Here is a 21,825-nt window from a genome sequence, read left to right as displayed (position 1 = left end):
AAATAGGGACAGAGTCACTCGGCGTACTTCGGTGCTGCCGGCGGTGGGCTGGACCCGGGATCGCCACGCGGCCTCCCACGAGGAGCCGGATCGACGCGACGGCCGAGTTGCTTGTTCAGCAATGCCTTGAATGAGGAAGAACCCAGTGCCCAGCCTTTCCGTGTCGCCTCGTTCAACATGCGGACATCGTCCTGCCCGGGAAGCTGTTCCATCAGATGGCGGTATGCGGCCTCCCGGTCGAACGGTGTGTTGCCAAGCGCCCAGAACAGCGCATGATCGGTGATCACCGGATCCGGCCGGCCCCCGGCATGGTGGACGAAGCTCGACCAGGCATAGTCCTGGGGAGCGGCAACGAGGCCGTCCATGACCGGCTTGGATTCGATGTAGCGGGAGCAAAGCAGGAAGTAGCGATCCGATTCGATCACGGTCGCCTTGTAGCGGCTCTTCCAGAGCGTACCGGAGCGGCCATACCGGGCATTGAAGTACGGCACGTACTTCCTGCCGATCCACTGCATCATCTTGCCCAGACCGGCTTCATCCTGCGGGGTTGCAAGCAGGTGCAGGTGGTCGGGCATCAGCACGTAGGCGTGTACGGCGACGCCGAAGTGACGCGCCGCCTCGCGCAACCAGCGCAGGAAAGCCTGGTGGTCTTCCGGGTCGCGGAACACCGTCAAGCCATCGATGCCGGACTGGATGATGTGGTGAGGCTGGTGGGGAACGACGAGTCTGGGAAGTCGGGCCATGTACGGGAGGCCGCAGGCGATCGGCCGCTACGATGAAAACCGCATTTTACTGGGCCTGCCCTCCGCGTCAGATATGCACGTTGGCCGTGTTGCGCCAGGGCGTACGCATCGGCACATAGTCAAGGGTTTCCGCGACTGCGGGGCGCACACGCCGATCTGCCTCCGGCCCGGTGCCGAAGACGGCGCTACGGATGCGCACGTCGGACGGCAGCCGACCGGCGCGGAAACGGAGGGCACGAATGCCCGCTCCGGCGAAGTAGCGAGCCCGGACTACCTCGCTGCGGGTCGGACGGCTGCGGAGGCCCAGTTCGACGACCGCCAGCAGCTGCATCTCGTCGTCGAACACGGCAAAGTCGACGCGCTGGTTCTCGAGCCGCCGCCAGCCGTGGCGGCGGGCAGCAATGCCGCCGGCCGGTTCGATCAATGCGGACATGGCGACGTTGGGCGCGATCACGCATTCCGGCAGCGCAGCGCGCAGGCGCTGGAACAGCTCCGCGCCGCTCCCGGTAAGTACCGGCTTGCGGCGGAAACGGGGCGCCTGTTCCCGGTTGAAGAGGAACCAGCCCAGCAATCCAGCGGCGACAATTGTGAAAAAGAGGACAGCGTCGGTCATCTCACACCCCCAATGCATTATCCAAACTGCAACCAATCTAACAGTTAGTTACTATTTTGGCCATGCTTCTGGCGAGAAAACGCCGATCTTCTGTTGCAAATCAAGCAAACACCTTCTGCTTCCAGGAACTACGCCGGCGTCCAGCCTCCCTCGGCGATGCGGAACCGGTATCCCGCTTTTTCGTGAAACGACGCCTTCTCCGCCTCGTAGTGAAAGGGCTGCACGCGCAATTCCGGGCCCGCCTCCAGCAGGCCGCCCCCAATGAGGTTGAACGCGTTCGGCGCGCCCGGGCGGGTACGGTGCGACACCGCGGTGCCGGCGCCGGCGAGGATGAAGTGCCTTTGCAGTCCGGGAAACAACTCGCGGGTGGTGGTGATGACGGGGACATGGACATGGCCGCTCAGGACCACGTCGATGCCGCTGTCGGAGAACGCTTGCGCGGCCTGCCGCGCATTGAGCAGCACCTCATCGCGATCCTGCGCCCAGGCCGCGTGCAAGGGCTGGTGAACGGCTGCCACCCGGATTCGCCGGGGACCGGGCGGCGGCGCCAGTCGCGCAAGCTGGCCGAGATCGACTCGCCCCCGGGTGTGCCGGAGCCGGTCGGTGGTGTCGAGCGCATAGACCGACGCATCGACGCCATGCCAGGCGCCCGTACGCGCGCCGAAGCTTTTGCGGAAATTGCCGTAGGGGTTGAAGGCGCGGGAGAAGATGTCGAACAGCGGGATATCGTGATTGCCGGGCATGACCAGGACCGGCGCCGGCAGGCGTTGGAAAAACGCTTTTGCCGCAGCAAATTCATGCGCGCGCGCGCGCTGGGTGATATCGCCGCTGACCACGACGACGTCCGGCCGCAGTGCGGCGAGAATGTCGACGAGGGCCTCCACCACCGGCACCACCTCCGTCCCGAAGTGCGTGTCGGACAGGTGGGCGATCAGCGTCACTCCTCCTCCGCGGGAACGATCACCTGCAGCGCCGCGCGCGCCACGCGAAACTGCAGCGGCGTGCGACAGCGCACGATCTCGCCATCGGCGACCACGTCCACATACGGCCGGCGGGTCTCCATCTCGAACTGGTCGGCGCAGAAGGCTTCCAGCAGCTCGTCCCCGTCCAGCGCCTTGAGCGCGGTGCGCACCAGCAGCCGCAGCATGCCGAGACGGGTGACCGGGCGCAGCACCAGGACGGCCAGCCGGTCTTCCTGCACGCAGCGCGCGATCTCGAGATCCAGTTTTTCCAGTTGCAGGCTGCTGTTGCCGACGAAGACCATGGCCGTGCGCCGCACCTGCTCGACGCCGTTGGCGGTGATCTTGACGGCGAAGCGCTGCTGGCCGCGCATCAGCGCGACGACGGCCGACAGCACGGCGACGATGCGCGACCGGCCGAAGCGCGACTTGTCCTGCTCGCGCGCGCGGATCACCTTGCTGTACAGGCCGAAGCTGGCATTGATCAGGAACATGTGCTGATTCACATAGCCGACCGAAACGGGCCGCGGGGTACCGCGCACCAGCAGCCTGGCCGCCTCCGGCCCCTCTCCTGGAATGCGCAGTTCGCGCGCGAAGTAATTGAATGTTCCTGCGGGAATGATGCCGAGCGGGACACCGTGCTCGCAGCAGAGCGCGGCGATCGTGCCTATCGTGCCGTCGCCGCCCGCCGCCGCGACCATGCCGCCGACACGCTTGGCGGCAAGGACGGCTGCCTCGCCGGTCTTTGCAATGTCCTCTCCCGGCGCGACGTCGATGATGCGGTACGGACCGCCGCCGTCGGCCAGCGCCTGTTCGATCTGCTCGTGCAGCAGCCGCTTGCTTTCGGAACCCGCACCGACGTTGAGGATGACGGTGATGTCGCGCACGCGGACCTGCGCTTCCGTTGGCTGGGCGAGTGGTTCAGTCATTCCGGGACAATGGCCTCTGTGGGGATGGTCGACGGTTCCGCGCGGCCAGGCGGCCGCAGGACCGAATCCGCAGGCGCGACATCAGCGGGCTGCGCGATCTCCAGCAGATTGCCGGGCACGGCGAAACCGTGCCTTGATCGAACTCACAAAGGATCAGGGAAGCTCAGGGAAGCCTGCGCAGCCAGGACGGTTCGGCGCGGCGGCGTTGCTCCAGCATGCGCACCACCAGCACCCGCAGGGCGGTGAGAGGGGCCACTTCGCGCTGATCGACGCGCGCGAGCGGCTTGCACTGGTCCCAGTCGCCGTAGAGGAAACCGACCGGCTGGCGGTTGACCGTCAGCGGCAGCAACAGGAAGCTGCGTACATCAGGCAGCGCCTCCTTCCACCAGCGCGGCAGCTTGTTGTTGAACCTCGGGTCGCGCGCATTCTCGACGAAGATCATCTTGTCGTTGGCAAGCGCTGCATGAAAGATGTTGGGTTCGTAGCCGTCGCCGAACACGAGACGCGGCACTTTCTCCTGTACACCCTCCCCCAGCGACATGGTGGCAATGTACTGGCGGCGGTCGCGATCGCGCAGGAAGGCGATGCTGCGGCTGAATCCGAAACCCTGATAGATCGTCTCGAGCGCCATCGACATCAGCTGGCCGCTGCTTGCCGTGCTGAGCGCGCTGCGCACGTCAACCACGCCGCGGGCAAGGATCGAGACACTGTCCTTCGGCTTGCCGGGAACCGCGGGCGCCTCGGGCTGCACGTCTTCCCGCCGTTGCGAACGCGGTACGACTGCGTCCTCCGTGGCGGCGGTCCGGCGGGCTGCATCGACGGCCTGGAGGACCTGCGACGCATCCATGCCGAGCATCTCCGCATAACCTTCAACCAGGCGTGCGAGGTCAGCCTCCGGGTTGCCTTCCTCATGGTTGAGCGCCTCCGCGCAGCGCGACGACAAGGTGGACACGGCGGCCAGCCAGTCCTGGTGGTCGAGCGCCTCGGCCTGCGCATTGGGCGGCATGTCGGACATGCTCTGCACCAGTGGTGTCGGCAGGCCCCATTGGCGCGCCGCCTCGCGGCCGATGTCGTCGAGTCCGAGGCCAAGCAGCGTGAACGACGACTCGTTCTCGTCGCAACCGCAGGCGGCGCTGTGCGCCAGCACTTCCTGCCATTTGTCCGGCAGGTAGAACGTCGTCATCATGCGGCCGAGCGAGTGCAGCATCGAGCAGACCACCGCCTCTTCCGCATCGCGCGTGGCCGCCGCGCACGTGAGCTGGCGGGCGATATGGCCGGCCAGCACCGCCTTTTCCATCTCGGCGCGCGCATGGACCGATGCGGCGGAGGCGGCCGATAGTCCGTCGACCAGCTTCAGCCCGAGCGCCAGGTGCCCGATGGCTTCCGTGCCGAGCACGATCACCGCCTTCGACACGGTATTGATGCCCTGCCCGAATACCGAGTACATCGCGCTGTTGGCCAGGCGCAGGACCTTCTGCGTCAGCGCCGGATCCTGCAGCACGGTCTTGGTCATGCTGAATTCACGATCGTCGTCGCCGCGCATGGCGCCGATGATGGCGCTCACCACCTTCGAGAAGCCGGGCAGGTCTCCGCGCTGGCGCACGCGCAGCCACAGCAGCTCCATGGTCTGCTGGGCTGCTCCCGAACGGGTCTGCGTGGCGGTATCCATATGCGGCGGGATCAAGCGGCGACACCCTGAGCCGTCTCGGCCTCTGCCCGAAGCAGGGCAACGGCATCGGAGGGCACCAGCGGACGCCCGGTCAGGAAGCCCTGGATCATCGCGCAGCCATGGGCGGCCAGAAATTCGAGCTGCTCTTCCTTCTCCACGCCTTCCGCCACGGTGCTCAGGTTGAGATGGCTCGCCAGGCTGAGCATCACGTTGCAGATGGCGACGTCCTTGACCGAGGATGGCAGGTCCTTGATGAACGCCCGGTCGATCTTGAGGGTGGCGATTGGGAAGCGCTTCAGGTAGGCAAGCGATGAATAGCCGGTGCCGAAATCGTCGATCGCAATGCGCACGCGGCGCGCGGCCATCGCGGTCAGCAGCGACTCGGCATGTTCCGGGTCCGACATCAGGATGCCTTCGGTGATCTCCAGCAGCAGCTGTTGCCCGTCGACGCCGGACAATGCGATCGCCTCGTCCACAATGTCGAGGAACTGGTCGTTGCGGAACTGCCGGGGACTGACGTTGACGGAGACGTACAGCGGTCGCCCGGCGATCTCCTCGAACTGCTTGATCTGCACGCACGCGGCCTTCAGCACCCAGGCGCCGAGCAGGTTGATGAGTCCGTTGCTCTCGGCCATGGGGATGAACTGCGCCGGCGATACCATGCCGAGGCCCGGGCGGTTCCATCGCATCAGTGCCTCGAAGCCCATGATCTGGCGGCTGCGCGCATCCACGATCGGCTGGTAATGCAGCAGGAACTCGCCGTCGCGCACCGCCTGGAACATCGCGGCCTCCATCGACACGTCGTGCTCGGGCTGGGTGAACTTGGCATGGTTGTAGACCACGCAGCGGGCCTTGCCGGTTTCCTTCGCGCGATACATCGCCGTATCGGCGTGCGCCAGCAGCTTGACCTCGCTGTCGCCGTGATCGGGAAAAACGGCGGCGCCGATCGAGCAACCGACGTACAGCGTATGCCCTTCGATTTCGAACGGGAGCTGCATGGTCGAGATCATGCGGCGGCCGATCATCTGAATCTCGGCCTCGGTCGTTGCGCCTGGCAGCACGGCAACGAACTCGTCGCCGCCGACGCGCGCCAGCGTATCGACGTGGCGCAGCGTCTCGGACAGGCGCGCGGCGGCAACACGCAGCAGCGCGTCGCCCACCGGATGGCCGAGCGCGTCGTTGACTTTCTTGAAGCCGTCGAGATCGAGTGCGAGGATCGCAAAGCCGCGTCTGGTGCGGCGTGCATGGGCGATGCCCATTTTGATGCGTTCCGACAGCAGCGAACGATTGGGCAGCCCGGTCAGGGCGTCGTGTGTCGCCATGTGCCGCAGGCGCTCCTCGGTAGCCTGCTGGCCCGAGATGTCGCGGCCGACCGCGAGCAGTTCGCGCTGCCCCGCGGCATTGTGATAGGCGCTGAGCTGGAGCTCCATCCAGAGCGCGGCAACCCGGGTGTTGAGGCGGACGTTGGCCTTGCTCGGCCGGTCGCCGTCGAGCGCCTGCTGCATCGCCGTGCGCAGCCCGATCTGGTCGTCGCGCGCCACCAGCTCGCCCAGGTGGCGGCCGGGCATGGCCGTGTCGGTCCCGGTCAGTTCGCACGCCCTCCTGCTCGCAAACAAAATGCGTCCCTCGGCGTCCAGACGGAATACAGCATCCCCGGCCGCTTCCATGAGGCTGTCTACCTGGCTGGAACCCAGGGATTGCTGGCGGTCTCGGCGAATCGAAAACATCATTGGGTACGTATCAGGAGGCCCCGGAGGCGGCCCTTGCCGTCCGGTACGGCACCGGCAGGCGAAAACTGTTCATGCTCCTGACAAATTGTAGTCAAGAAACATATCAAAGGGGAATCTTAATGCACAAAATGCAGAAAAAGTAACATGCCACTGATTTAAAAAGAAAAACCCCGCGACAGGCGGGGCTTTTGCAACGCGCTGCAGCCGCGATCAGAACGGGATGTCGTCGTCCATGTCGCTGAAATTCGGCGCAGGACGCGGCGCGCTGCGGGCGCCGCCGCTTCCCCCACCGCCCCCGCCCTGGCGCGGCGCCGGCGCGGCGCTGCCATAGTCGTCGTCCATCGGCGCCCCGGCGCCGGCGCCGCCGCCCATGCCCTGCCGGCTGCCCAGCATCTGCATGGTGTCGGCGATGATTTCGGTCGTGTAGCGTTCGACGCCGTCCTTGTCCGTCCACTTGCGGGTCTGAAGCCGGCCTTCGACATAGACCTGCGATCCCTTCTTCAGGTACTGGCCCGCGATCTCGGCCAGCTTGCGGTAGAAGGTGATCCGGTGCCACTCGGTGAGCTCTTTCTTCTCGCCGGTGTTCTTGTCCTTCCAGCTCTCGGTGGTCGCGACCGCGACGTTGGTCACGGCGTCACCGTTCGGCATGTACCGCGTTTCCGGATCCCGTCCGAGGTTGCCGACGATGATGACTTTGTTAACCGATGCCATAAATTTCTCCTAAAGCGGACTCAATGTGATCGTGCATGCCGAATACCGTGTACTCACGCTGCGGCGGCCATTGCGCCGCGGCGCGGCAGCGCCTTCATGCGTGCGGCAATTATAAGCCAGGCAATAGTCAGCGCCGTGCCCAACGCGAACACGAATTGGGGTCCGGCGTGCTGTTGCAGCCAGCCGCCGAGCGCGCCACCGCAGAACAGGCCGAGTGCCTGCAGGGTGTTGTAAATACCCAGCGCGGTGCCTTTGGCGGCGGGCGGCGCGAGGCGGGACACCAGCGACGGCTGGCAGGCTTCGAGGATGTTGAATGCGACAAAGAATGCCAGCAGCAGTCCCACCAGCAGCGACCAGTGCATTCCCTGCACGCCGAGGAAGGCCCACAGGCCGGCCTGCACCATCAGCAGCAGCGCGATCGCGCCGACGAACACCTGCTTCATCCGCCCGTGCCGCTCGCCCGCAAAGACCGGCGGCAGCATCAGTGCGAACGAGGCCAGCACCACCGGCAGGTAAACCTTCCAGTGATCGGCGACCGGCAAACCGGCGTACTGCACCAGCGCGGTCGGGACGACGACGAACATGGCCATCTGCGTCACATGCAACGCGAAGACACCGTAGTTCAGGCGCATCAGCTCCGCGTTGCGCAGCACCTCGGTGAAGGGCACGCGGCGGGTCCGGACGGGAGGCGGTGCGGCCGGCACCACGTAGATGACCACCAGGATGGCCAGGATGGACAGGATGCCGGTCAGCGCAAAGATGCCGCCCATGCCGATGGCGGTATACATCACCGGCGCCGCGATCAGGGAAAACGCGAAGGTCAGCCCGATCGAGCCGCCCACCATCGCCATGGCCTTGGTCCGGTGCTCTTCCCGGGTGGTATCGGCGATGAAGGCGGTGACGGCGGCGGAAATCGCACCGGCGCCCTGGATCGCGCGGCCGACGATCACCCACGGGAGCGATTCCGCGACGGCGGCGATCATGGAACCGAGCGCGAACAGCAGCAGGCCGATGATGATGACCGGCTTGCGGCCGTACTTGTCGGAGGCGACGCCGAACGGGATCTGCCCGAACGACTGCGTCAGCCCGTAGATGCCGAGCGCCAGGCCGACCAGGGTGGCGCTTTCGCCGCCCGGCATCGAGCGTGCATGCACGGAAAACACCGGCAGGATCAGGAACATGCCAAGCATCCGCAGCGCGAAAATCGACGCCAGCGACACGCTGGCGCGGATTTCCATGGACGTCATGCGGGAGCCGGGTTCGACGGCGGAAGTAGAAGACATGGGGAGAAACTGCTGGATACGACGGGCTTCAAAACCCGTTATAGTAACAGGTTGACCCGCAACAAGCGGCCCTGTCCGGCTTGCATCCGGCGGCCCAGTTGTCACAAGTTAAAGGCTGTTCATGGAAGAAATCAGAATTCGCGGTGCCCGCACCCACAACCTGAAGAACGTCAATCTCGAGCTCCCGCGCAACCAGCTGATCGTGATCACCGGCCTGTCCGGCTCCGGCAAGTCCTCGCTGGCTTTCGACACCCTGTATGCGGAGGGCCAGCGGCGCTACGTCGAGTCGCTGTCGGCCTACGCGCGCCAGTTCCTGCAACTGATGGAGAAACCGGACGTCGACCTGATCGAAGGCCTGTCGCCGGCGATCTCGATCGAGCAGAAGGCGACGTCGCACAACCCGCGCTCGACGGTGGGCACGGTGACCGAAATCCACGACTACCTGCGCCTGCTCTACGCGCGGGTCGGCACGCCTTACTGCCCCGACCACGACGACCATCCGCTGGCCGCGCAGTCGGTATCGCAGATGGTCGACGCGGTGCTGGCGATGCCGGAGGACACCAAGCTGATGATCCTGGCGCCGGTCGTGGCCAACCGGAAGGGCGAGCATGTCGACCTGTTCGAGCAGATGCAGGCGCAGGGCTTCGTCCGCTTCCGGATCCAGAGCGGCACCCATGCGGCCAAGATCTACGAGGTCGACGACCTGCCGAAACTGAAGAAGACCGAGAAGCACACGATCGATGTCGTGATCGACCGGCTCAAGGTCAGGGCGGACACCAAGCAGCGCCTCGCCGAGAGCTTCGAGACCGCCTTGCGACTTGCGGATGGCCGCGCGATCGCGCTCGAGATGGACAGCGGCAAGGAACAGGTGTTCTCCAACAAGTTCGCCTGCGCGGTCTGCGGCTACTCGCTGCAGGAACTGGAACCGCGCCTGTTCTCGTTCAACAATCCGATGGGCGCCTGCCCGGAATGCGACGGCCTCGGTCATATCGAGTTCTTCGACCCGAAGCGCATCGTCGCCTTCCCCAACCTCTCGCTCGCCAGCGGCGCGGTGAAGGGCTGGGACCGGCGCAACCAGTTCTACTTCCAGATGCTGTCGAACCTGGCGGAGCATTTCGGCTTTGACATCGATACGCCGTTCGACAAGCTGGCCGAACCGGCAAAGCAGGTGGTGCTGTACGGGTCCGGCCGCCAGACGGTGCCATTCACCTATATCAACGAGCGCGGCCGCGCGGTGGTGCGCGAGCATACCTTCGAAGGCGTGGTCAACAACCTGCAGCGCCGCTACCGGGAAACCGACTCGATGGCGGTGAAGGAAGAGCTGGCGAAGTTCATCAACCAGAAGGAATGCCCGACCTGCAAGGGCGCGCGTCTGCGCGTCGAGGCCTGTCATGTGAAGGTCGGCAGCGGCAAGCAGCAGCGCGCGATCTACGAAGTGGCGGCGACGCCGCTGCGGGAGACGCTGGCATTCTTCGAGACCCTGAAGCTGACCGGCGCCAAGAAGGAGATCGCCGATCGCATCATCAAGGAGATCGTTTCCCGTCTCAAGTTCCTGAACAATGTCGGCCTCGACTACCTGTCGCTGGAGCGCAGCGCCGACACCCTGTCCGGCGGCGAGGCGCAGCGCATCCGCCTGGCGTCGCAGATCGGCTCGGGGCTGACGGGTGTCATGTATGTGCTCGACGAGCCGTCGATCGGCCTCCACCAGCGCGACAACGACCGCCTGATCGCGACCCTCAAGCACCTGCGCGACATCGGCAACAGCGTGCTGGTCGTCGAGCATGACGAGGATGCAATCCGCTGCGCCGACTACATCGTCGACATGGGCGTAGGCGCCGGCGTGCATGGCGGCGAGGTGATCGCGCGCGGACCGCTGGCGGACATCCTGAAGAACAAGAAATCGCTGACAGCGAAATACCTGAACGGGTCGCTCGCCATCCACGTGCCGAAGAAGCGCACCGCGCCCGATCCCGAGCGCCAGCTGACGATCGCCGGCGCCTCCGGCAACAATTTGCGCAACGTGACCCTGGAACTGCCGGTCGGCCTGCTGACCTGCGTGACCGGTGTGTCCGGCTCGGGCAAGTCGACGCTGGTCAACGACACGCTGTACCATGCGGCCTCGCGCCATTTGTACGGCTCGCAGACGGAGCCGGCGGCGTACGAATCGATCAGCGGGCTCGAGCATTTCGACAAGGTGATCTCGGTCGACCAGGCCCCCATCGGCCGCACCCCGCGATCCAACCCGGCGACCTACACCGGGGTCTTCACCCCGATCCGCGACCTGTTCTCCACGGTGCCGTCCGCCAAGGAGCGCGGCTACTCCGCGGGGCGATTCTCGTTCAACGTCAAGGGCGGCCGATGCGAAGCCTGCCAGGGCGACGGCGTCACCAAGGTCGAGATGCACTTCCTGCCGGACGTGTACGTGCCCTGCGACGTCTGCCACGGCAAGCGCTACAACCGCGAAACGCTGGAAGTGCAGTACAAGGGCAAGAACATCCACGAAGTGCTGGAGATGACGGTCGAGGAAGCGCACGAGTTCTTCAAGCCGGTCCCGGTCGTCGCCCGCAAGCTGCAGACCCTGCTCGACGTCGGCCTCGGCTACATCCGCCTGGGCCAGAGCGCGACCACGCTGTCCGGCGGCGAGGCGCAGCGTGTCAAGCTGTCGCTGGAACTGTCGAAGCGCGACACCGGCCGCACCCTGTACATCCTGGACGAGCCGACCACCGGCCTGCACTTCCACGACATCGACCTGCTGCTGAAGGTGATACACCGGCTGCGCGACCAGGGCAACACGGTGGTGATCATCGAGCACAACCTGGACGTCATCAAGACGGCGGACTGGATCGTCGACCTCGGACCCGAGGGTGGCGCCGGCGGTGGCCAGATCATCGCAACCGGCACGCCGGAGGACGTGGCGAAGAACCCGGCCAGCTTCACCGGCAAGTACCTGGCGCCGATGCTGAAGAAGAAGTAAGCGCAACGGAGGACGGATGGCGAAGCATCTGCGAATCACCGGACGGGTGCAGGGGGTCGGCTACCGCGCCTCCTTCGAAGCGCAGGCGAAGGCGCTCGGCCTGTCTGGCTGGGTGCGCAACCGGCGCGACGGTTCGGTCGAGGCGCTGGTGGACGGAGACGTCCAGGCGCTGGCGCAGATCGTGGAATGGGCCCGTCGCGGGCCGCCGGCGGCGCGTGTGGAGGCGGTGGAAGAATCCGAGAGGACACCCGGGGCGGACAGCACGCCTGCGCCCGGCGACCGCGAGGGCTTCACCGTCCTGCCGACCGCCTGACGTCCCTCAGTCCGGCAATCCCATCCACAAGCCGAGCGGCACGAAGGCCAGCGCCGCCAGGTTGCCGAGCAGGACGATGGAGGCGACCTTGTCCGGCTCCTGCTTGTACTGTTCCGCCACCATGAAGCAAAACACCGCCGGCGGCAGCGCGGCAAACAGGTACATCTGGCCGCGCTGCATGCCGGTCAGCGGCAGCAGGCCGGCGGGAAGCTGGTCGAGCAGCCAGGCAACCAGCAGGCCGCCGAGCGGACACACCGCCGCGCCGACCAGGCCGATGTGCCAGCTCTTCAGGTTCACGTCCAGCATCCGCACGCCGAGCGCGAACAGCATGATCGGTATGCAGGCATCGCCGAGCATCTTCAATGCCTGCATCAGCGGCGTCGGCAGGTAGATGCGGAAGATCGCAAACAGCATGCCGACCGCCATCGCCAGCATCATCGGGCTCATCAGGAATTTCCAGAACGGGGTATGGCGGTCGCGGCCACTCTCGATGATCTTGATGCCGACCGAGAAATAGATGAGGTTGCAGGCCATGAACAGCGCGACGGCCGACGACAGGCCGGCCGGGCCGAACGCCAGCGCGGCCAGGGGCAGGCCCATGTTGCCGCAATTGTTGTACATCATGGGCGGGATGAAGGTGCGCGCGTCATAGCCGAAGAGGCGCGCGACCGGCCAGGCGACCAGCCCGGAGCCAAGCGAGATCAGGACGCCCGCCAGGATCAGCGTGCTGTTATGGACCAGGTCGAAGTCCTTGGCCGCAAGCGCGCTGAAGACCAGCAGCGGGCACAGTACGTCCATGCTCACGCGGTTGACCGAGCCCATGTCCTCCCGCACCCGCTCGCCCCGTACCCTCGCATATCCGTAGCCGACCGCGATGATGATGAAAACCGGCAGGATGATGCCGAGGATGCGTTCAAAGACTTGCATGGGAAATTCTTCCGAGGGGCGAAGCGTCACGGCATTCTAGCGGGAACGGGCGGCCCGCGTTTTCGCACGGAAAATCGGCGCCGGCCGGCATTCCAACTTACTTCAGCAGCCGTTCCTCGGCGCGGGCGACGCCCTCGGCGGCGCCACGCAGCACAACGATGTCACCCGCCTGCAGTACCGTGCCGGACTTCACCTCGATGCGGCTCTTGCCGCGCCGGACGATGGTGACCTCAGCGCCGATCTCCCCCAGCCGCAGGGCGGACACGGCCTTGCCGACGGCGTTGGCGCCTTCGTGCAGGGAGACCGAATGCAGGCGGATCTGCAGGTGTTCCGCATCCTCGGGCGCATCGCTGGCGCCATGGAAATAGCCGCGCAGCGAAGCGTAGCGCTCGTCGCGCGCGGCCTGCACCCGGTGCACCACCCGGCGCAGCGGCACGCCCAGCATGATCAGTGCATGCGAGGCCAGCATCAGACTGCCTTCGATCGCTTCCGGCACCACTTCCGCCGCCCCCTCCTCCCGCAGCCGGTCGAGATCCGAGTCGTCGTGGCTGCGCACGATCACCGGCAGTTCGGGCGCCAGTTCATGGGCGAAGTGCAGCACCTTCAGCGCCGAGGGCGTGCTTGCATAGGTGATCACGAGCACGGCGGCACGATGGATGCCCGCCGCCACCAGGCTTTCGCGCCGCGCCGCATCGCCGTAGGAAACGCTCGCGCCCGCAGCCTGCGCCTCGCGCACCCGATCGGGGTCGAGATCCAGCGCATGATACGGAATGCCCTCCTCTTCCAGCAGCTTGGCGAGGCTCTGGCCGCTGCGCCCGAAACCGGCGATCAGCACATGCTTTTGGGTAGTCATGGTACGGGCCGCGATCTGGGTCAGGGCGAGCGACTGCATCATCCACTCGTTCGAGGCGAGCTTCATCACGATCTGGTCCGACTTGGCGATGATGAAGGGCGCCAGCAGCATCGACAGCACCATCGACGCCAGGATCAGCTGGATGATCAAGGGATCCATCAGCTGCAGGCCGCCGGCTTGATTGAGGAGCACGAAACCGAACTCGCCGGCCTGGGCCAGCGCCAGGCCGGTTCGCAGGGCCACGCCGGCAGGCGCGCCGGTCAGGCGTGCCAGCAGCGCAATCAGGGCAAACTTCACCAGCACCGGGCCGGTCAGCAGCAGCAGCACCAGCCACCAGTGCTCGATCACCAGCCGCACATTGAGCAGCATGCCGACGGTGACGAAGAACAGCCCCAGCAGGACGTCGCGGAAGGGCTTGATGTCTTCCTCAACCTGGTGCCGGTACTCGGTCTCCGAGATCAGCATGCCGGCGACGAAGGCGCCGAGGGCCAGCGACAGGCCGGCACGCTCGGTGATCCAGGCCGCGCCGAGGGTGATCAGCAGGAGGTTCAGCATGAACAGCTCCTGCGAGCGCCGCCTGACCACGATGTGGAACCAGCCGCGCATCAGCCGCTGGCCGATGACCAGCAGCAGGACCAGCACGATGCCGGCCTTCATTGCCGCCAGCGCCAGCGTCGCCATCAGGTCGCCGGTGTTGTTCGCCAGCGCCGGCACCAGGATAAGCAGCGGCACGAAGGCGAGATCCTGGAACAGCAGGATGCCGAATATCTGGCGGCCGTGCTCGCTGTCGAGTTCGAGGCGCTCGGTCAGCATCTTGGAGACGATCGCCGTCGACGACATGGCCAGCGCGCTGCCGAGCGCGAACGCCGCCCGCCACGAGATGTCGATCAGCTGCGGCAGCAGGCGCGCCGCAAGCCAGCCGAGCAGCATGGTGGCAAGGATCGTCAGCAGCACCTGCGCCATGCCGAGGCCGAAGACGGTGCGGCGCATCGAAGACAGCTTGGGTAGCGAAAACTCGAGGCCGATCGAAAACATCAGGAAGACGACGCCGAACTCCGCCAGGGTATGGGTCGTCTGGTTCTCGCTTGCCAGCCCGAGGCCGTGCGGGCCGATGACAATGCCGACGGCGAGGTAGCCGAGCATCGGGGGCAGGTGCAGCATGCGAAACGCGACCACGCCGAGCACGGCGGACCCGAGCAGCATGAGCGTCAGTTCCAGGGCTGAAAACATGGTCTTCCAATCGTTGGCGGAACGGTGCGGGTGACGGTCATCCGGTGGCGAGGAGTGGCGGGTCACGCCGGAACCGGGGGTGACCCGGCTCGCCAGGATGAAAATTTCCCTTCAGAATGAAAGACTTAGCTATCCCGCACCCGCTTGATGAGCGTCAATCGCCCATTTTTTCTTGTTACTGGCAGATTTTTTGCTTTCACAATTCGTTTATACTCCGGGCATGAGTGTAACCGATGCAAAAAGCTTGCCGAAAGCTTTCAACACAAAAACTGCCGAGCGCGGCCTCGCCCTGGCACGCTCCACCCTGCAGATCGAAGCGGACGCGATCCTTGCGCTGAAGGACCGGCTCGACGGCCCCGCCGGCGATGGCTTTGCCCGCGCCCTCGAGGTCTTGCTCGGGTGCACCGGAAGGGTCGTCGTCTCCGGGATCGGCAAGTCCGGTCACATCGCCCGCAAAATCGCGGCCACGCTGGCGTCCACCGGCACGCCGGCCATGTTCGTGCATGCCGCCGAAGCCTTGCACGGCGACCTTGGCATGATCACCTCGCATGACGCGCTGATCGCCATCTCGTACTCCGGCGAAGCCAACGAGTTCATCTCCATCATTCCGTTCATCAAGCGCATGGGCGCGCCGCTGATTGCCATCACGGGCAACGAGAACTCGCGCCTGGCCAAGCTGGCCGACATCCACCTGCACGCCAGGGTCGACAAGGAAGCCTGCCCGCTGAACCTGGCGCCCACGGCCAGCACGACCGCCGCGCTGGCCCTTGGCGACGCGCTGGCGGTGGCCCTGCTCGACCTGCGGGGCTTTCGGGAAGAGGACTTTGCCCTGTCCCATCCCGGCGGCGCGCTGGGGCGTCGGCTTTTGACCCATGTCCGCGACGTCATGCGCAGCGGCGACGCGATTCCCGCAGTGGGGCCGGATGTTCCGTTGACCACGGCACTGCTCGAGATCACGCGCAAAGGCATGGCGATGACCGCCGTGGTGGACGAGAACTTTCGCACGACCGGCGTTTTTACCGACGGCGACCTGCGCCGGCTGATCGAGGGCGGTCACGACTTGGGCAAGCTGAAAATGGCGGATGTCATGCACTGCAATCCCCGCACCATCGGCCCCGACCAGCTGGCGGTCGAGGCGGTCGAGCTGATGGAGGCCTTCCGCATCAACCAGCTGCTGGTCGCGGATGCGGACGGCAGGCTGGTCGGCGCGCTGCACATCCATGACCTCACACGCGCCAAGGTGATCTGATGCAGGACACCGCTTCCCGCGCCGCCCGCGTGCGGCTGATGATCTTCGATGTCGACGGCGTGCTTACCGACGGCAGCCTGCATTACGGCGAACAGGGCGAGCTGATCAAGACCTTCAATGTGCTCGACGGACACGGCATCAAGCTGCTGCAGCAGGCGGGTGTTGCCGCCGCCATCATCAGCGCCCGCACGTCGGGCCTGGTGGCAAGGCGTGCCGCCGACCTTGGCATCCGTCATCTGCACCAGGGCGTGCACGACAAGCGCGCCGCCTTCGAGCAATTGCTTGCCGAGACCGGGATCGCCGCGGACGCCTGCGGGTTCATCGGCGACGACGTGATCGACCTTCCCATCCTGACACGGGTGGGCTTCGCCGCCAGCGTGCCGAACGGCCATCCGGAAGTGCGCAAGCGGGTGCACTACGTGACCGAGGCCGCGGGCGGGCGCGGCGCCGCGCGCGAGTTGTGCGACTACATCCTGCGGGCCCAAGGCAGCTACGACGCCGTGCTCGCACCCTACCTCGCATGAAAGACAACGGCTGGCGCTTGCGGAGCATCACCATCCTCGCGCTGCTCGCGGCGCTGGCGCTGGGAAGCTTCTGGCTGTTCGAGGTGATCCGGCGCGGCGGAGACGACCTGATCCCGCAGCCGGAACGCACGGAACCGGATTTCTATCTCGAGAATTTCAGCTACGTCAAAATCTCGAAGGCGACCGGCAAGACGGCCTATCATTTTTCCGGCGCAAAGATGGTGCACAACCCGAAAGACGACTCGTATTTCATCACCGCCCCGGTCATCACCAACAAGAGCGAGGGCAAGCCGCCCACCACATTGCGCGGGGACCGCGGGATCGTCAACAGCGACTACAGCCAGGTGAATCTGTACGACAATGTGCGCATGGATCGTGCGGCGGGCCCGGACAGCCGGCCGATGAAGCTGCGCTCCTCCCACCTGCTGATCCTGCCGGACGAGGATGTCGTGCGCACCGACGTGCCGGTCGAAATCACGGTCGGGGAATCGACGCTGAATGGCACCGGCATGTGGGCGAACAATGCGACCCGCGAGCTTCGCCTGTCGAGCAACGTTCATGGCACGTATCAAGCGCCTTCGCCCTGAGTCGGGCTACCTTGTTGACACCACTTTCGAGATCTTTCATGACACGACTCTTCCTGTTGCTCCTGGTCTTCGGCACCTTCTGTATGCCGGTTCGGGCGGAAAAGGCCGACAGCACCAAGCCGACCAACATCGAGGCGGACCAGATGGCGTATGACGACGTCAAGCAGGTGAATACCTTCACCGGCAACGTGGTGCTGACGCGCGGCACCCTGCTGATGCGCGCCAACAAGCTGATCGTGACCCAGGATCCGCAGGGCTACCAGTACGCGACGCTGCTTGGTGGCGCGAAGGGCGTGGCCACGTTCCGCCAGAAGCGCGACGCCGGCAACGACCAGTGGATCGAGGGCGAAGCCGAACGCATCGAGTACGACGGCAAGATCGAGATCGTAAAGCTGTTTACGCGTGCCAAGATGCGCCGGCTGGAAGGTCCGAAGGTGACCGACGAGGTCGAGGGCGAATTCATCTCGTATGACAGCCGCGCCGAGTTCTTCACCGTGCACAATACGAATACCGGTGAAAGCAAGCCGGGCGGCGGACGGATCAAGGCGGTGATCCAGCCGCGCAACAACCAGGCAAAGGGCCAGTGAAATGACGAGCACTCTCGTCGTGCGGGGTTTGCAGAAGAGCTACGGCGCCAGGCAGGTGGTGCGCGACGTCTCGCTCGACGTCAAGAGCGGCGAAGTGGTCGGCCTGCTCGGCCCGAATGGCGCCGGCAAGACCACCTCCTTCTACATGATCGTCGGCCTGGTGCCGTCGGACGCCGGCGAGATCGATCTCGACGGCTCGGCGATATCGCGGCTGCCGATCCATCGCCGCGCGGTCATGGGCCTGTCGTATCTTCCGCAGGAAGCCTCGGTCTTCCGCAAGCTGACCGTGGAAGAGAACATCCGCGCGGTGCTCGAGCTGCAACGGGTCAACGACAAGCCCCTGCCGAAGGCAGAGATCGACAAGCGCCTCGACCGTTTGCTGTCGGAGCTGCAGATCGAACGCCTGCGAGAGAACCAGGCAATGTCGCTGTCCGGCGGTGAACGCCGGCGCGTGGAGATTGCCCGCGCGCTCGCCACCAATCCCCGATTCGTGCTGCTGGACGAACCCTTCGCCGGTGTCGATCCGATTGCCGTGATCGAAATCCAGCGCATCGTCCGCTTCCTGAAAGAACGCGGCATCGGCGTGCTGATCACGGATCACAACGTGCGCGAGACGCTCGGCATCTGCGATCGGGCATACATCATCAACCAGGGTTCCGTGCTTGCCAGCGGGCGACCGGACGACATCATTGCCAACGAGTCGGTGCGTCGCGTCTATCTGGGCGAACACTTCCGGATGTAGGGAAGAGAACCACGCATATGAAACAGACTCTCCAACTTCGCATATCGCAACACCTTGCGCTGACGCCGCAGCTGCAGCAGTCGATCCGCTTGCTGCAGTTGTCGACGCTGGAGCTGCATCAGGAGCTGGAACAGATCCTGTCGGAGAATCCGATGCTGGAACGGGTGGACGATCCGCTCGACCACTCGGTGCGCCTGCTTGCGGACGGCGCGGTCAGTGCCCCGGCCCCTACCCCGGCGCCCGGCGACAGCAGCGGTCCGGAAGCAGCGGCACCTGCCGGCAGCGAGCCCGAAGGCAGCCTCGAGAACGGCGAAACGCCCGATAGCGGCGGCAACGACAGCGAATGGAGCTTCGACGACGTGGCGCGCACCGCCAAGGCGCCCGAGGACGACGACGCGCGGCCGCAGCTCGAGGCGCATGAAGTCACGCTGCGCGAGCACCTTCTCGAACAGATGCGCCTGACCGTGCGCGAAGCGCGCGACCGCGCGCTGGTGGAACTGATCGTCGACGCCCTGGACGAGAACGGCTACCTGGAAGAGCCGCTGGAAGAGATCCATGCGCGGCTGCCGGAGGAACTCGGCATCGAGCTGGACGAGCTGAACGTGGCGTTGAAGCTGGTGCAGAGCTTCGAACCCTCAGGTGTCGGTGCCCGCCATGCGTCGGAATGCCTGGCCCTGCAGATCCGGCGCATGCCGAAGGTTCCGCTGGTCACGCGCCGGCGCGCGCTGCAGATCGTCGAGAACCACCTCACGCTGTTTGCACAGCGCGATTTCAACAAGCTGAAGAAGGCGCTGGACTGCGACGACGAGGACCTGCGCGAGGCGCAGTACGTGATCCGTCGCTGCAATCCGCATCCCGGCGCCCTGTACGCCTCCGGCTCGTCCGACTACGTTGTGCCCGACGTGATCGTCAAGAAGGCCAAGAACGGCTGGCAGGTGACGCTCAACCACGACGTCATGCCGCGTCTGCGGGTGAATGCGATGTACGCGAACATTCTCAAGCAGAGCAAGGGCGACGGTTCGCTCGGTTCGCAGCTGCAGGAGGCGAAATGGCTGATCAAGAACATGCGCCAGCGCTTCGATACCATCCTGCGCGTGGCGCAGGCGATCGTCGACCGCCAGCGCAATTTCTTCTCGCACGGCGCGGTCGCGATGCGTCCCCTTGTCTTGCGTGAAATTGCTGATACACTGGGTTTACACGAGAGCACCATTTCTCGTGTGACAACGCAGAAGTACATGCTTACCCCCCACGGCATGTTCGAGCTGAAGTACTTTTTCGGCAGCCATGTTGCGACGGAGGCCGGGGGTGAAGCATCCTCCACCGCGATTCGCGCGCTGATCAAACAATTGATAGGAGCCGAAGACCCGAAGAATCCATTCTCTGACAGCAAAATCGCCGATATGCTGGGGGAACAAGGAATGGTCGTGGCGCGGCGCACTGTCGCGAAGTACCGCGAAGCCCTGAAAATCCCGCCGGTAAATCTGCGCAAATCCCTGTAGGTCCGTTAGTGTTGTGTTGCTGTGTTCCGCCGTAGCTCCGGGTTACGCGGGCACGTCGCGAACCGCCAGCGACGCCATAGATAGGAGCGCTGTATGAATCTCATGATCAGTGGACATCATCTCGAACTGACACCGGCCATCCGCGAGTACGTGCGAACGAAGCTGGAACGCGTCACCCGTCATTTCGACCATGTCATTGATATCGCAGTCATCCTTGGGCTGGAAAAGCCTGCAGAGAAGGACAAGAGACAACGGGCCGAAGTGAACCTTCGGCTAAGGGGAAATGTAATTCATGTCGAAAGCTTCGCGGAAGACCTTTACGCGGCAATCGACGGCCTGATCGACAAGCTGGACCGGCAGGTCCTCAAGTACAAGACCAGGCTGCAGGACTACCAGCATGAGGCGATCAAGCGCATGCCGGATGCCGCCGGAACGGCCTGACCGTCCGGCTCGGAACCTCGATAAGACAAGGGCGCGGCAGCGCCCTTTCTGTTTGCCCGGTCAGTGACGGCCTGCGCTTGCCGGGCCCTCGCGAAACTGCCGATCGGCTGCGAAGCGGATCCCATCCGGTGTGGCTACAATACCTCGTCTCCAACCACGCTTCGTGCCATGACCCCTTATCTGCTTGCGGAAGTACGCGGCCATCTCGGCATCCTTACCCTTGACCGCCCCAAGGCCCTCAACTCGCTCTCGCTCGACATGGTGCGTGCGATGACCTCGCAGCTCCTCGCCTGGCGCGACGACGCGGCGGTCCGGGCGGTGCTGGTACGCAGCTCCAGCGAGCGCGCATTCTGCGCCGGCGGCGACATCCGCTTCTTCCATGAAGCCGGACGGGCGACGCCGGTGAACGGCAGCGCGCTGCTGGAGGATTTCTTCACCGAGGAATACGCGCTCAACCATCTCATCCACTTCTATCCGAAACCGTACATCGCCCTGATGGACGGCATCGTGATGGGTGGCGGCATGGGCGTGGCGCAGGCAGGCCCCGACAACCGCATGCGGGTCGTGACCGAACGCACGAAGATGGCCATGCCGGAGGTGAACATCGGGCTGTTTCCGGACGTCGGCGGCAGCCATTTCCTCTCGCGCGCGCCGGGAGAACTCGGCACCTATCTCGGCGTGACCGGTGAGATCATCGGCGCCGCCGACGCACGCTATGCCGATCTCGCGGACGTGTTTGTCCCGGGCACGGAGCTGGAAGCGCTGGTCACCATGCTCGCCGAACACGACGGTCCCGACCTGCGCGAGGCCGTACGCAGCTTCGCCGCGCCTTTCAGCAGCCAGGCGGACCCGGAAGGCAGCGCGCTGTCGGCCCTGCGTCCCGCGATCGACCGTTGCTTCGGTCACGACGAGGTACCTGCCATCCTGCGCGCGCTCGGCCAGGAAGATTCGGCATTTGCGCGCAAGACGGCGGAGGTGATGGCAAAGCGCTCGCCGCTGATGATGTGCGTCACGCTTGCGCAGCTGCGCCGCGGGGCGGACATGGACGTCGCAGATTGCCTGCGCATGGAACGCACGATGGTGCGGCGCAGTTTCGAGAACGGCGAGGTGCTGGAAGGCATACGGGCGGTCGTGATCGACAAGGACAACGCGCCCCGATGGCAGCCGGCCAGGCTGGACGACGTCGACAAGTCCCAGGTGGACGCGTTCTTCGCGCCTGCGTGGCCCGCGCACGCCCATCCGCTGCGGTACCTGGAGTAAGG

20 protein-coding genes are annotated in these 21,825 nt (G+C 65.1%); 10 read left to right on the top strand and 10 right to left on the bottom strand.

Features of this window, described 5'->3' with window-relative positions:
• Window positions 1–14: 14 nt before the first annotated feature.
• The 8 genes from VIM12_RS07615 to VIM12_RS07580 all read right to left on the bottom strand — a co-directional run bounded on the left by VIM12_RS07615 (window position 15) and on the right by VIM12_RS07580 (window position 8,601).
• Window positions 15–743, bottom strand: coding sequence for a transposase (locus tag VIM12_RS07615; protein WP_331941010.1), 729 nt, complete (start codon window positions 741–743; stop codon window positions 15–17).
• Between the two features lie 67 nt (window positions 744–810).
• Window positions 811–1,356 (bottom strand): DUF2726 domain-containing protein, encoded by a 546-nt coding sequence (locus tag VIM12_RS07610; RefSeq protein ID WP_331941009.1) that lies wholly within the window; start codon window positions 1,354–1,356, stop codon window positions 811–813.
• Window positions 1,357–1,484: 128 nt separating this feature from the next.
• The gene (locus tag VIM12_RS07605) at window positions 1,485–2,297 is read right to left on the bottom strand and encodes a metallophosphoesterase (protein WP_331941008.1); all 813 of its coding nucleotides are present in this window, start codon (window positions 2,295–2,297) and stop codon (window positions 1,485–1,487) included.
• Entirely contained in the window at window positions 2,294–3,244 is a 951-nt protein-coding gene (locus VIM12_RS07600) for a diacylglycerol/lipid kinase family protein (protein ID WP_331941007.1), read from the bottom strand. The genes VIM12_RS07605 and VIM12_RS07600 overlap by 4 nt, the downstream gene beginning before the upstream one ends.
• Before the next feature lie 163 nt (window positions 3,245–3,407).
• A complete protein-coding gene (locus VIM12_RS07595) occupies window positions 3,408–4,913 on the bottom strand; it encodes an HDOD domain-containing protein (RefSeq protein ID WP_331941006.1) in 1,506 nt (501 codons plus the stop codon).
• Window positions 4,914–4,924: 11 nt separating this feature from the next.
• Entirely contained in the window at window positions 4,925–6,580 is a 1,656-nt protein-coding gene (locus VIM12_RS07590) for a putative bifunctional diguanylate cyclase/phosphodiesterase (RefSeq protein ID WP_414691767.1), read from the bottom strand.
• A 273-nt stretch (window positions 6,581–6,853) separates the two neighbouring features.
• Window positions 6,854–7,354 carry a single-stranded DNA-binding protein gene (ssb, locus tag VIM12_RS07585; RefSeq protein ID WP_331941005.1) on the bottom strand — a complete coding sequence of 167 codons (501 nt, stop codon included), beginning with the start codon at window positions 7,352–7,354 and terminating at the stop codon, window positions 6,854–6,856.
• Between the two features lie 53 nt (window positions 7,355–7,407).
• Complete coding sequence (locus tag VIM12_RS07580; protein ID WP_414691766.1) at window positions 7,408–8,601, bottom strand: MFS transporter; 1,194 nt, start codon at window positions 8,599–8,601, stop codon at window positions 7,408–7,410.
• Between the two features lie 157 nt (window positions 8,602–8,758).
• On the opposite strand from VIM12_RS07580, the gene uvrA reads away from it, so the two are divergent.
• Both uvrA and VIM12_RS07570 read left to right on the top strand, forming a co-directional pair.
• On the top strand, window positions 8,759–11,611 hold the full coding sequence (gene uvrA, locus VIM12_RS07575) for an excinuclease ABC subunit UvrA (RefSeq protein ID WP_331941003.1): 2,853 nt from the start codon (window positions 8,759–8,761) through the stop codon (window positions 11,609–11,611).
• A gap of 16 nt (window positions 11,612–11,627) precedes the next feature.
• Window positions 11,628–11,924: an acylphosphatase gene (locus VIM12_RS07570; protein ID WP_331941002.1), complete on the top strand. Its 297-nt coding sequence runs from the start codon at window positions 11,628–11,630 to the stop codon at window positions 11,922–11,924.
• A 6-nt stretch (window positions 11,925–11,930) separates the two neighbouring features.
• Here the strand turns inward: VIM12_RS07570 and VIM12_RS07565 are convergent, their stop codons facing one another.
• Window positions 11,931–12,851 (bottom strand): AEC family transporter, encoded by a 921-nt coding sequence (locus tag VIM12_RS07565; protein ID WP_331941001.1) that lies wholly within the window; start codon window positions 12,849–12,851, stop codon window positions 11,931–11,933.
• A gap of 97 nt (window positions 12,852–12,948) precedes the next feature.
• Window positions 12,949–14,934, bottom strand: a complete 1,986-nt coding sequence (locus VIM12_RS07560; RefSeq protein ID WP_331941000.1) for a monovalent cation:proton antiporter-2 (CPA2) family protein — start codon at window positions 14,932–14,934, stop codon at window positions 12,949–12,951.
• 220 nt (window positions 14,935–15,154) lie between these two features.
• Here VIM12_RS07560 and VIM12_RS07555 point away from each other — a divergent pair, with 220 nt between their 5' ends.
• The 8 genes from VIM12_RS07555 to VIM12_RS07520 all read left to right on the top strand — a co-directional run bounded on the left by VIM12_RS07555 (window position 15,155) and on the right by VIM12_RS07520 (window position 21,823).
• Window positions 15,155–16,183 (top strand): KpsF/GutQ family sugar-phosphate isomerase, encoded by a 1,029-nt coding sequence (locus VIM12_RS07555; protein ID WP_331940999.1) that lies wholly within the window; start codon window positions 15,155–15,157, stop codon window positions 16,181–16,183.
• Entirely contained in the window at window positions 16,183–16,707 is a 525-nt protein-coding gene (locus VIM12_RS07550) for an HAD family hydrolase (protein WP_331940998.1), read from the top strand. The genes VIM12_RS07555 and VIM12_RS07550 overlap by 1 nt, the downstream gene beginning before the upstream one ends.
• The gene (gene lptC / locus VIM12_RS07545) at window positions 16,704–17,294 is read left to right on the top strand and encodes an LPS export ABC transporter periplasmic protein LptC (protein ID WP_331940997.1); all 591 of its coding nucleotides are present in this window, start codon (window positions 16,704–16,706) and stop codon (window positions 17,292–17,294) included. Before VIM12_RS07550 ends, lptC begins: the two co-directional genes overlap by 4 nt.
• Before the next feature lie 38 nt (window positions 17,295–17,332).
• Entirely contained in the window at window positions 17,333–17,881 is a 549-nt protein-coding gene (lptA, locus tag VIM12_RS07540; protein WP_331940996.1) for a lipopolysaccharide transport periplasmic protein LptA, read from the top strand.
• A 1-nt stretch (window position 17,882) separates the two neighbouring features.
• Window positions 17,883–18,623 carry an LPS export ABC transporter ATP-binding protein gene (gene lptB, locus VIM12_RS07535; protein ID WP_331940995.1) on the top strand — a complete coding sequence of 247 codons (741 nt, stop codon included), beginning with the start codon at window positions 17,883–17,885 and terminating at the stop codon, window positions 18,621–18,623.
• Window positions 18,624–18,640: 17 nt separating this feature from the next.
• Window positions 18,641–20,122, top strand: coding sequence for an RNA polymerase factor sigma-54 (locus VIM12_RS07530; protein WP_331940994.1), 1,482 nt, complete (start codon window positions 18,641–18,643; stop codon window positions 20,120–20,122).
• 93 nt (window positions 20,123–20,215) lie between these two features.
• On the top strand, window positions 20,216–20,563 hold the full coding sequence (gene hpf, locus VIM12_RS07525; RefSeq protein WP_331940993.1) for a ribosome hibernation-promoting factor, HPF/YfiA family: 348 nt from the start codon (window positions 20,216–20,218) through the stop codon (window positions 20,561–20,563).
• 168 nt (window positions 20,564–20,731) lie between these two features.
• The gene (locus VIM12_RS07520) at window positions 20,732–21,823 is read left to right on the top strand and encodes an enoyl-CoA hydratase/isomerase family protein (RefSeq protein WP_331940992.1); all 1,092 of its coding nucleotides are present in this window, start codon (window positions 20,732–20,734) and stop codon (window positions 21,821–21,823) included.
• Window positions 21,824–21,825 lie beyond the last annotated feature (2 nt).

Source organism: Noviherbaspirillum sp. (assembly GCF_036563305.1).
Lineage (GTDB): Bacteria > Pseudomonadota > Gammaproteobacteria > Burkholderiales > Burkholderiaceae_D > Noviherbaspirillum.
Note: the sequence above shows the minus strand (reverse complement) of the source record. Positions and strands in the feature narration are given on the sequence as shown.

What these genes read in the sequence shown, in the direction of transcription:
- VIM12_RS07615 (WP_331941010.1), bottom strand. Translation starts at nt 743, where the DNA reads ATGGCCCGACTTCCCAGACTCGTCGTTCCCCACCAGCCTCACCACATC.
- VIM12_RS07610 (WP_331941009.1), bottom strand. Translation starts at nt 1,356, where the DNA reads ATGACCGACGCTGTCCTCTTTTTCACAATTGTCGCCGCTGGATTGCTG.
- VIM12_RS07600 (WP_331941007.1), bottom strand. Translation starts at nt 3,244, where the DNA reads ATGACTGAACCACTCGCCCAGCCAACGGAAGCGCAGGTCCGCGTGCGC.
- VIM12_RS07595 (WP_331941006.1), bottom strand. Translation starts at nt 4,913, where the DNA reads ATGGATACCGCCACGCAGACCCGTTCGGGAGCAGCCCAGCAGACCATG.
- VIM12_RS07590 (WP_414691767.1), bottom strand. Translation starts at nt 6,580, where the DNA reads ATGGAAGCGGCCGGGGATGCTGTATTCCGTCTGGACGCCGAGGGACGC.
- ssb (WP_331941005.1), bottom strand. Translation starts at nt 7,354, where the DNA reads ATGGCATCGGTTAACAAAGTCATCATCGTCGGCAACCTCGGACGGGAT.
- VIM12_RS07580 (WP_414691766.1), bottom strand. Translation starts at nt 8,601, where the DNA reads ATGACGTCCATGGAAATCCGCGCCAGCGTGTCGCTGGCGTCGATTTTC.
- uvrA (WP_331941003.1), top strand. Translation starts at nt 8,759, where the DNA reads ATGGAAGAAATCAGAATTCGCGGTGCCCGCACCCACAACCTGAAGAAC.
- VIM12_RS07570 (WP_331941002.1), top strand. Translation starts at nt 11,628, where the DNA reads ATGGCGAAGCATCTGCGAATCACCGGACGGGTGCAGGGGGTCGGCTAC.
- VIM12_RS07565 (WP_331941001.1), bottom strand. Translation starts at nt 12,851, where the DNA reads ATGCAAGTCTTTGAACGCATCCTCGGCATCATCCTGCCGGTTTTCATC.
- VIM12_RS07560 (WP_331941000.1), bottom strand. Translation starts at nt 14,934, where the DNA reads ATGTTTTCAGCCCTGGAACTGACGCTCATGCTGCTCGGGTCCGCCGTG.
- VIM12_RS07555 (WP_331940999.1), top strand. Translation starts at nt 15,155, where the DNA reads ATGAGTGTAACCGATGCAAAAAGCTTGCCGAAAGCTTTCAACACAAAA.
- VIM12_RS07550 (WP_331940998.1), top strand. Translation starts at nt 16,183, where the DNA reads ATGCAGGACACCGCTTCCCGCGCCGCCCGCGTGCGGCTGATGATCTTC.
- lptC (WP_331940997.1), top strand. Translation starts at nt 16,704, where the DNA reads ATGAAAGACAACGGCTGGCGCTTGCGGAGCATCACCATCCTCGCGCTG.
- lptA (WP_331940996.1), top strand. Translation starts at nt 17,333, where the DNA reads ATGACACGACTCTTCCTGTTGCTCCTGGTCTTCGGCACCTTCTGTATG.
- lptB (WP_331940995.1), top strand. Translation starts at nt 17,883, where the DNA reads ATGACGAGCACTCTCGTCGTGCGGGGTTTGCAGAAGAGCTACGGCGCC.
- VIM12_RS07530 (WP_331940994.1), top strand. Translation starts at nt 18,641, where the DNA reads ATGAAACAGACTCTCCAACTTCGCATATCGCAACACCTTGCGCTGACG.
- hpf (WP_331940993.1), top strand. Translation starts at nt 20,216, where the DNA reads ATGAATCTCATGATCAGTGGACATCATCTCGAACTGACACCGGCCATC.
- VIM12_RS07520 (WP_331940992.1), top strand. Translation starts at nt 20,732, where the DNA reads ATGACCCCTTATCTGCTTGCGGAAGTACGCGGCCATCTCGGCATCCTT.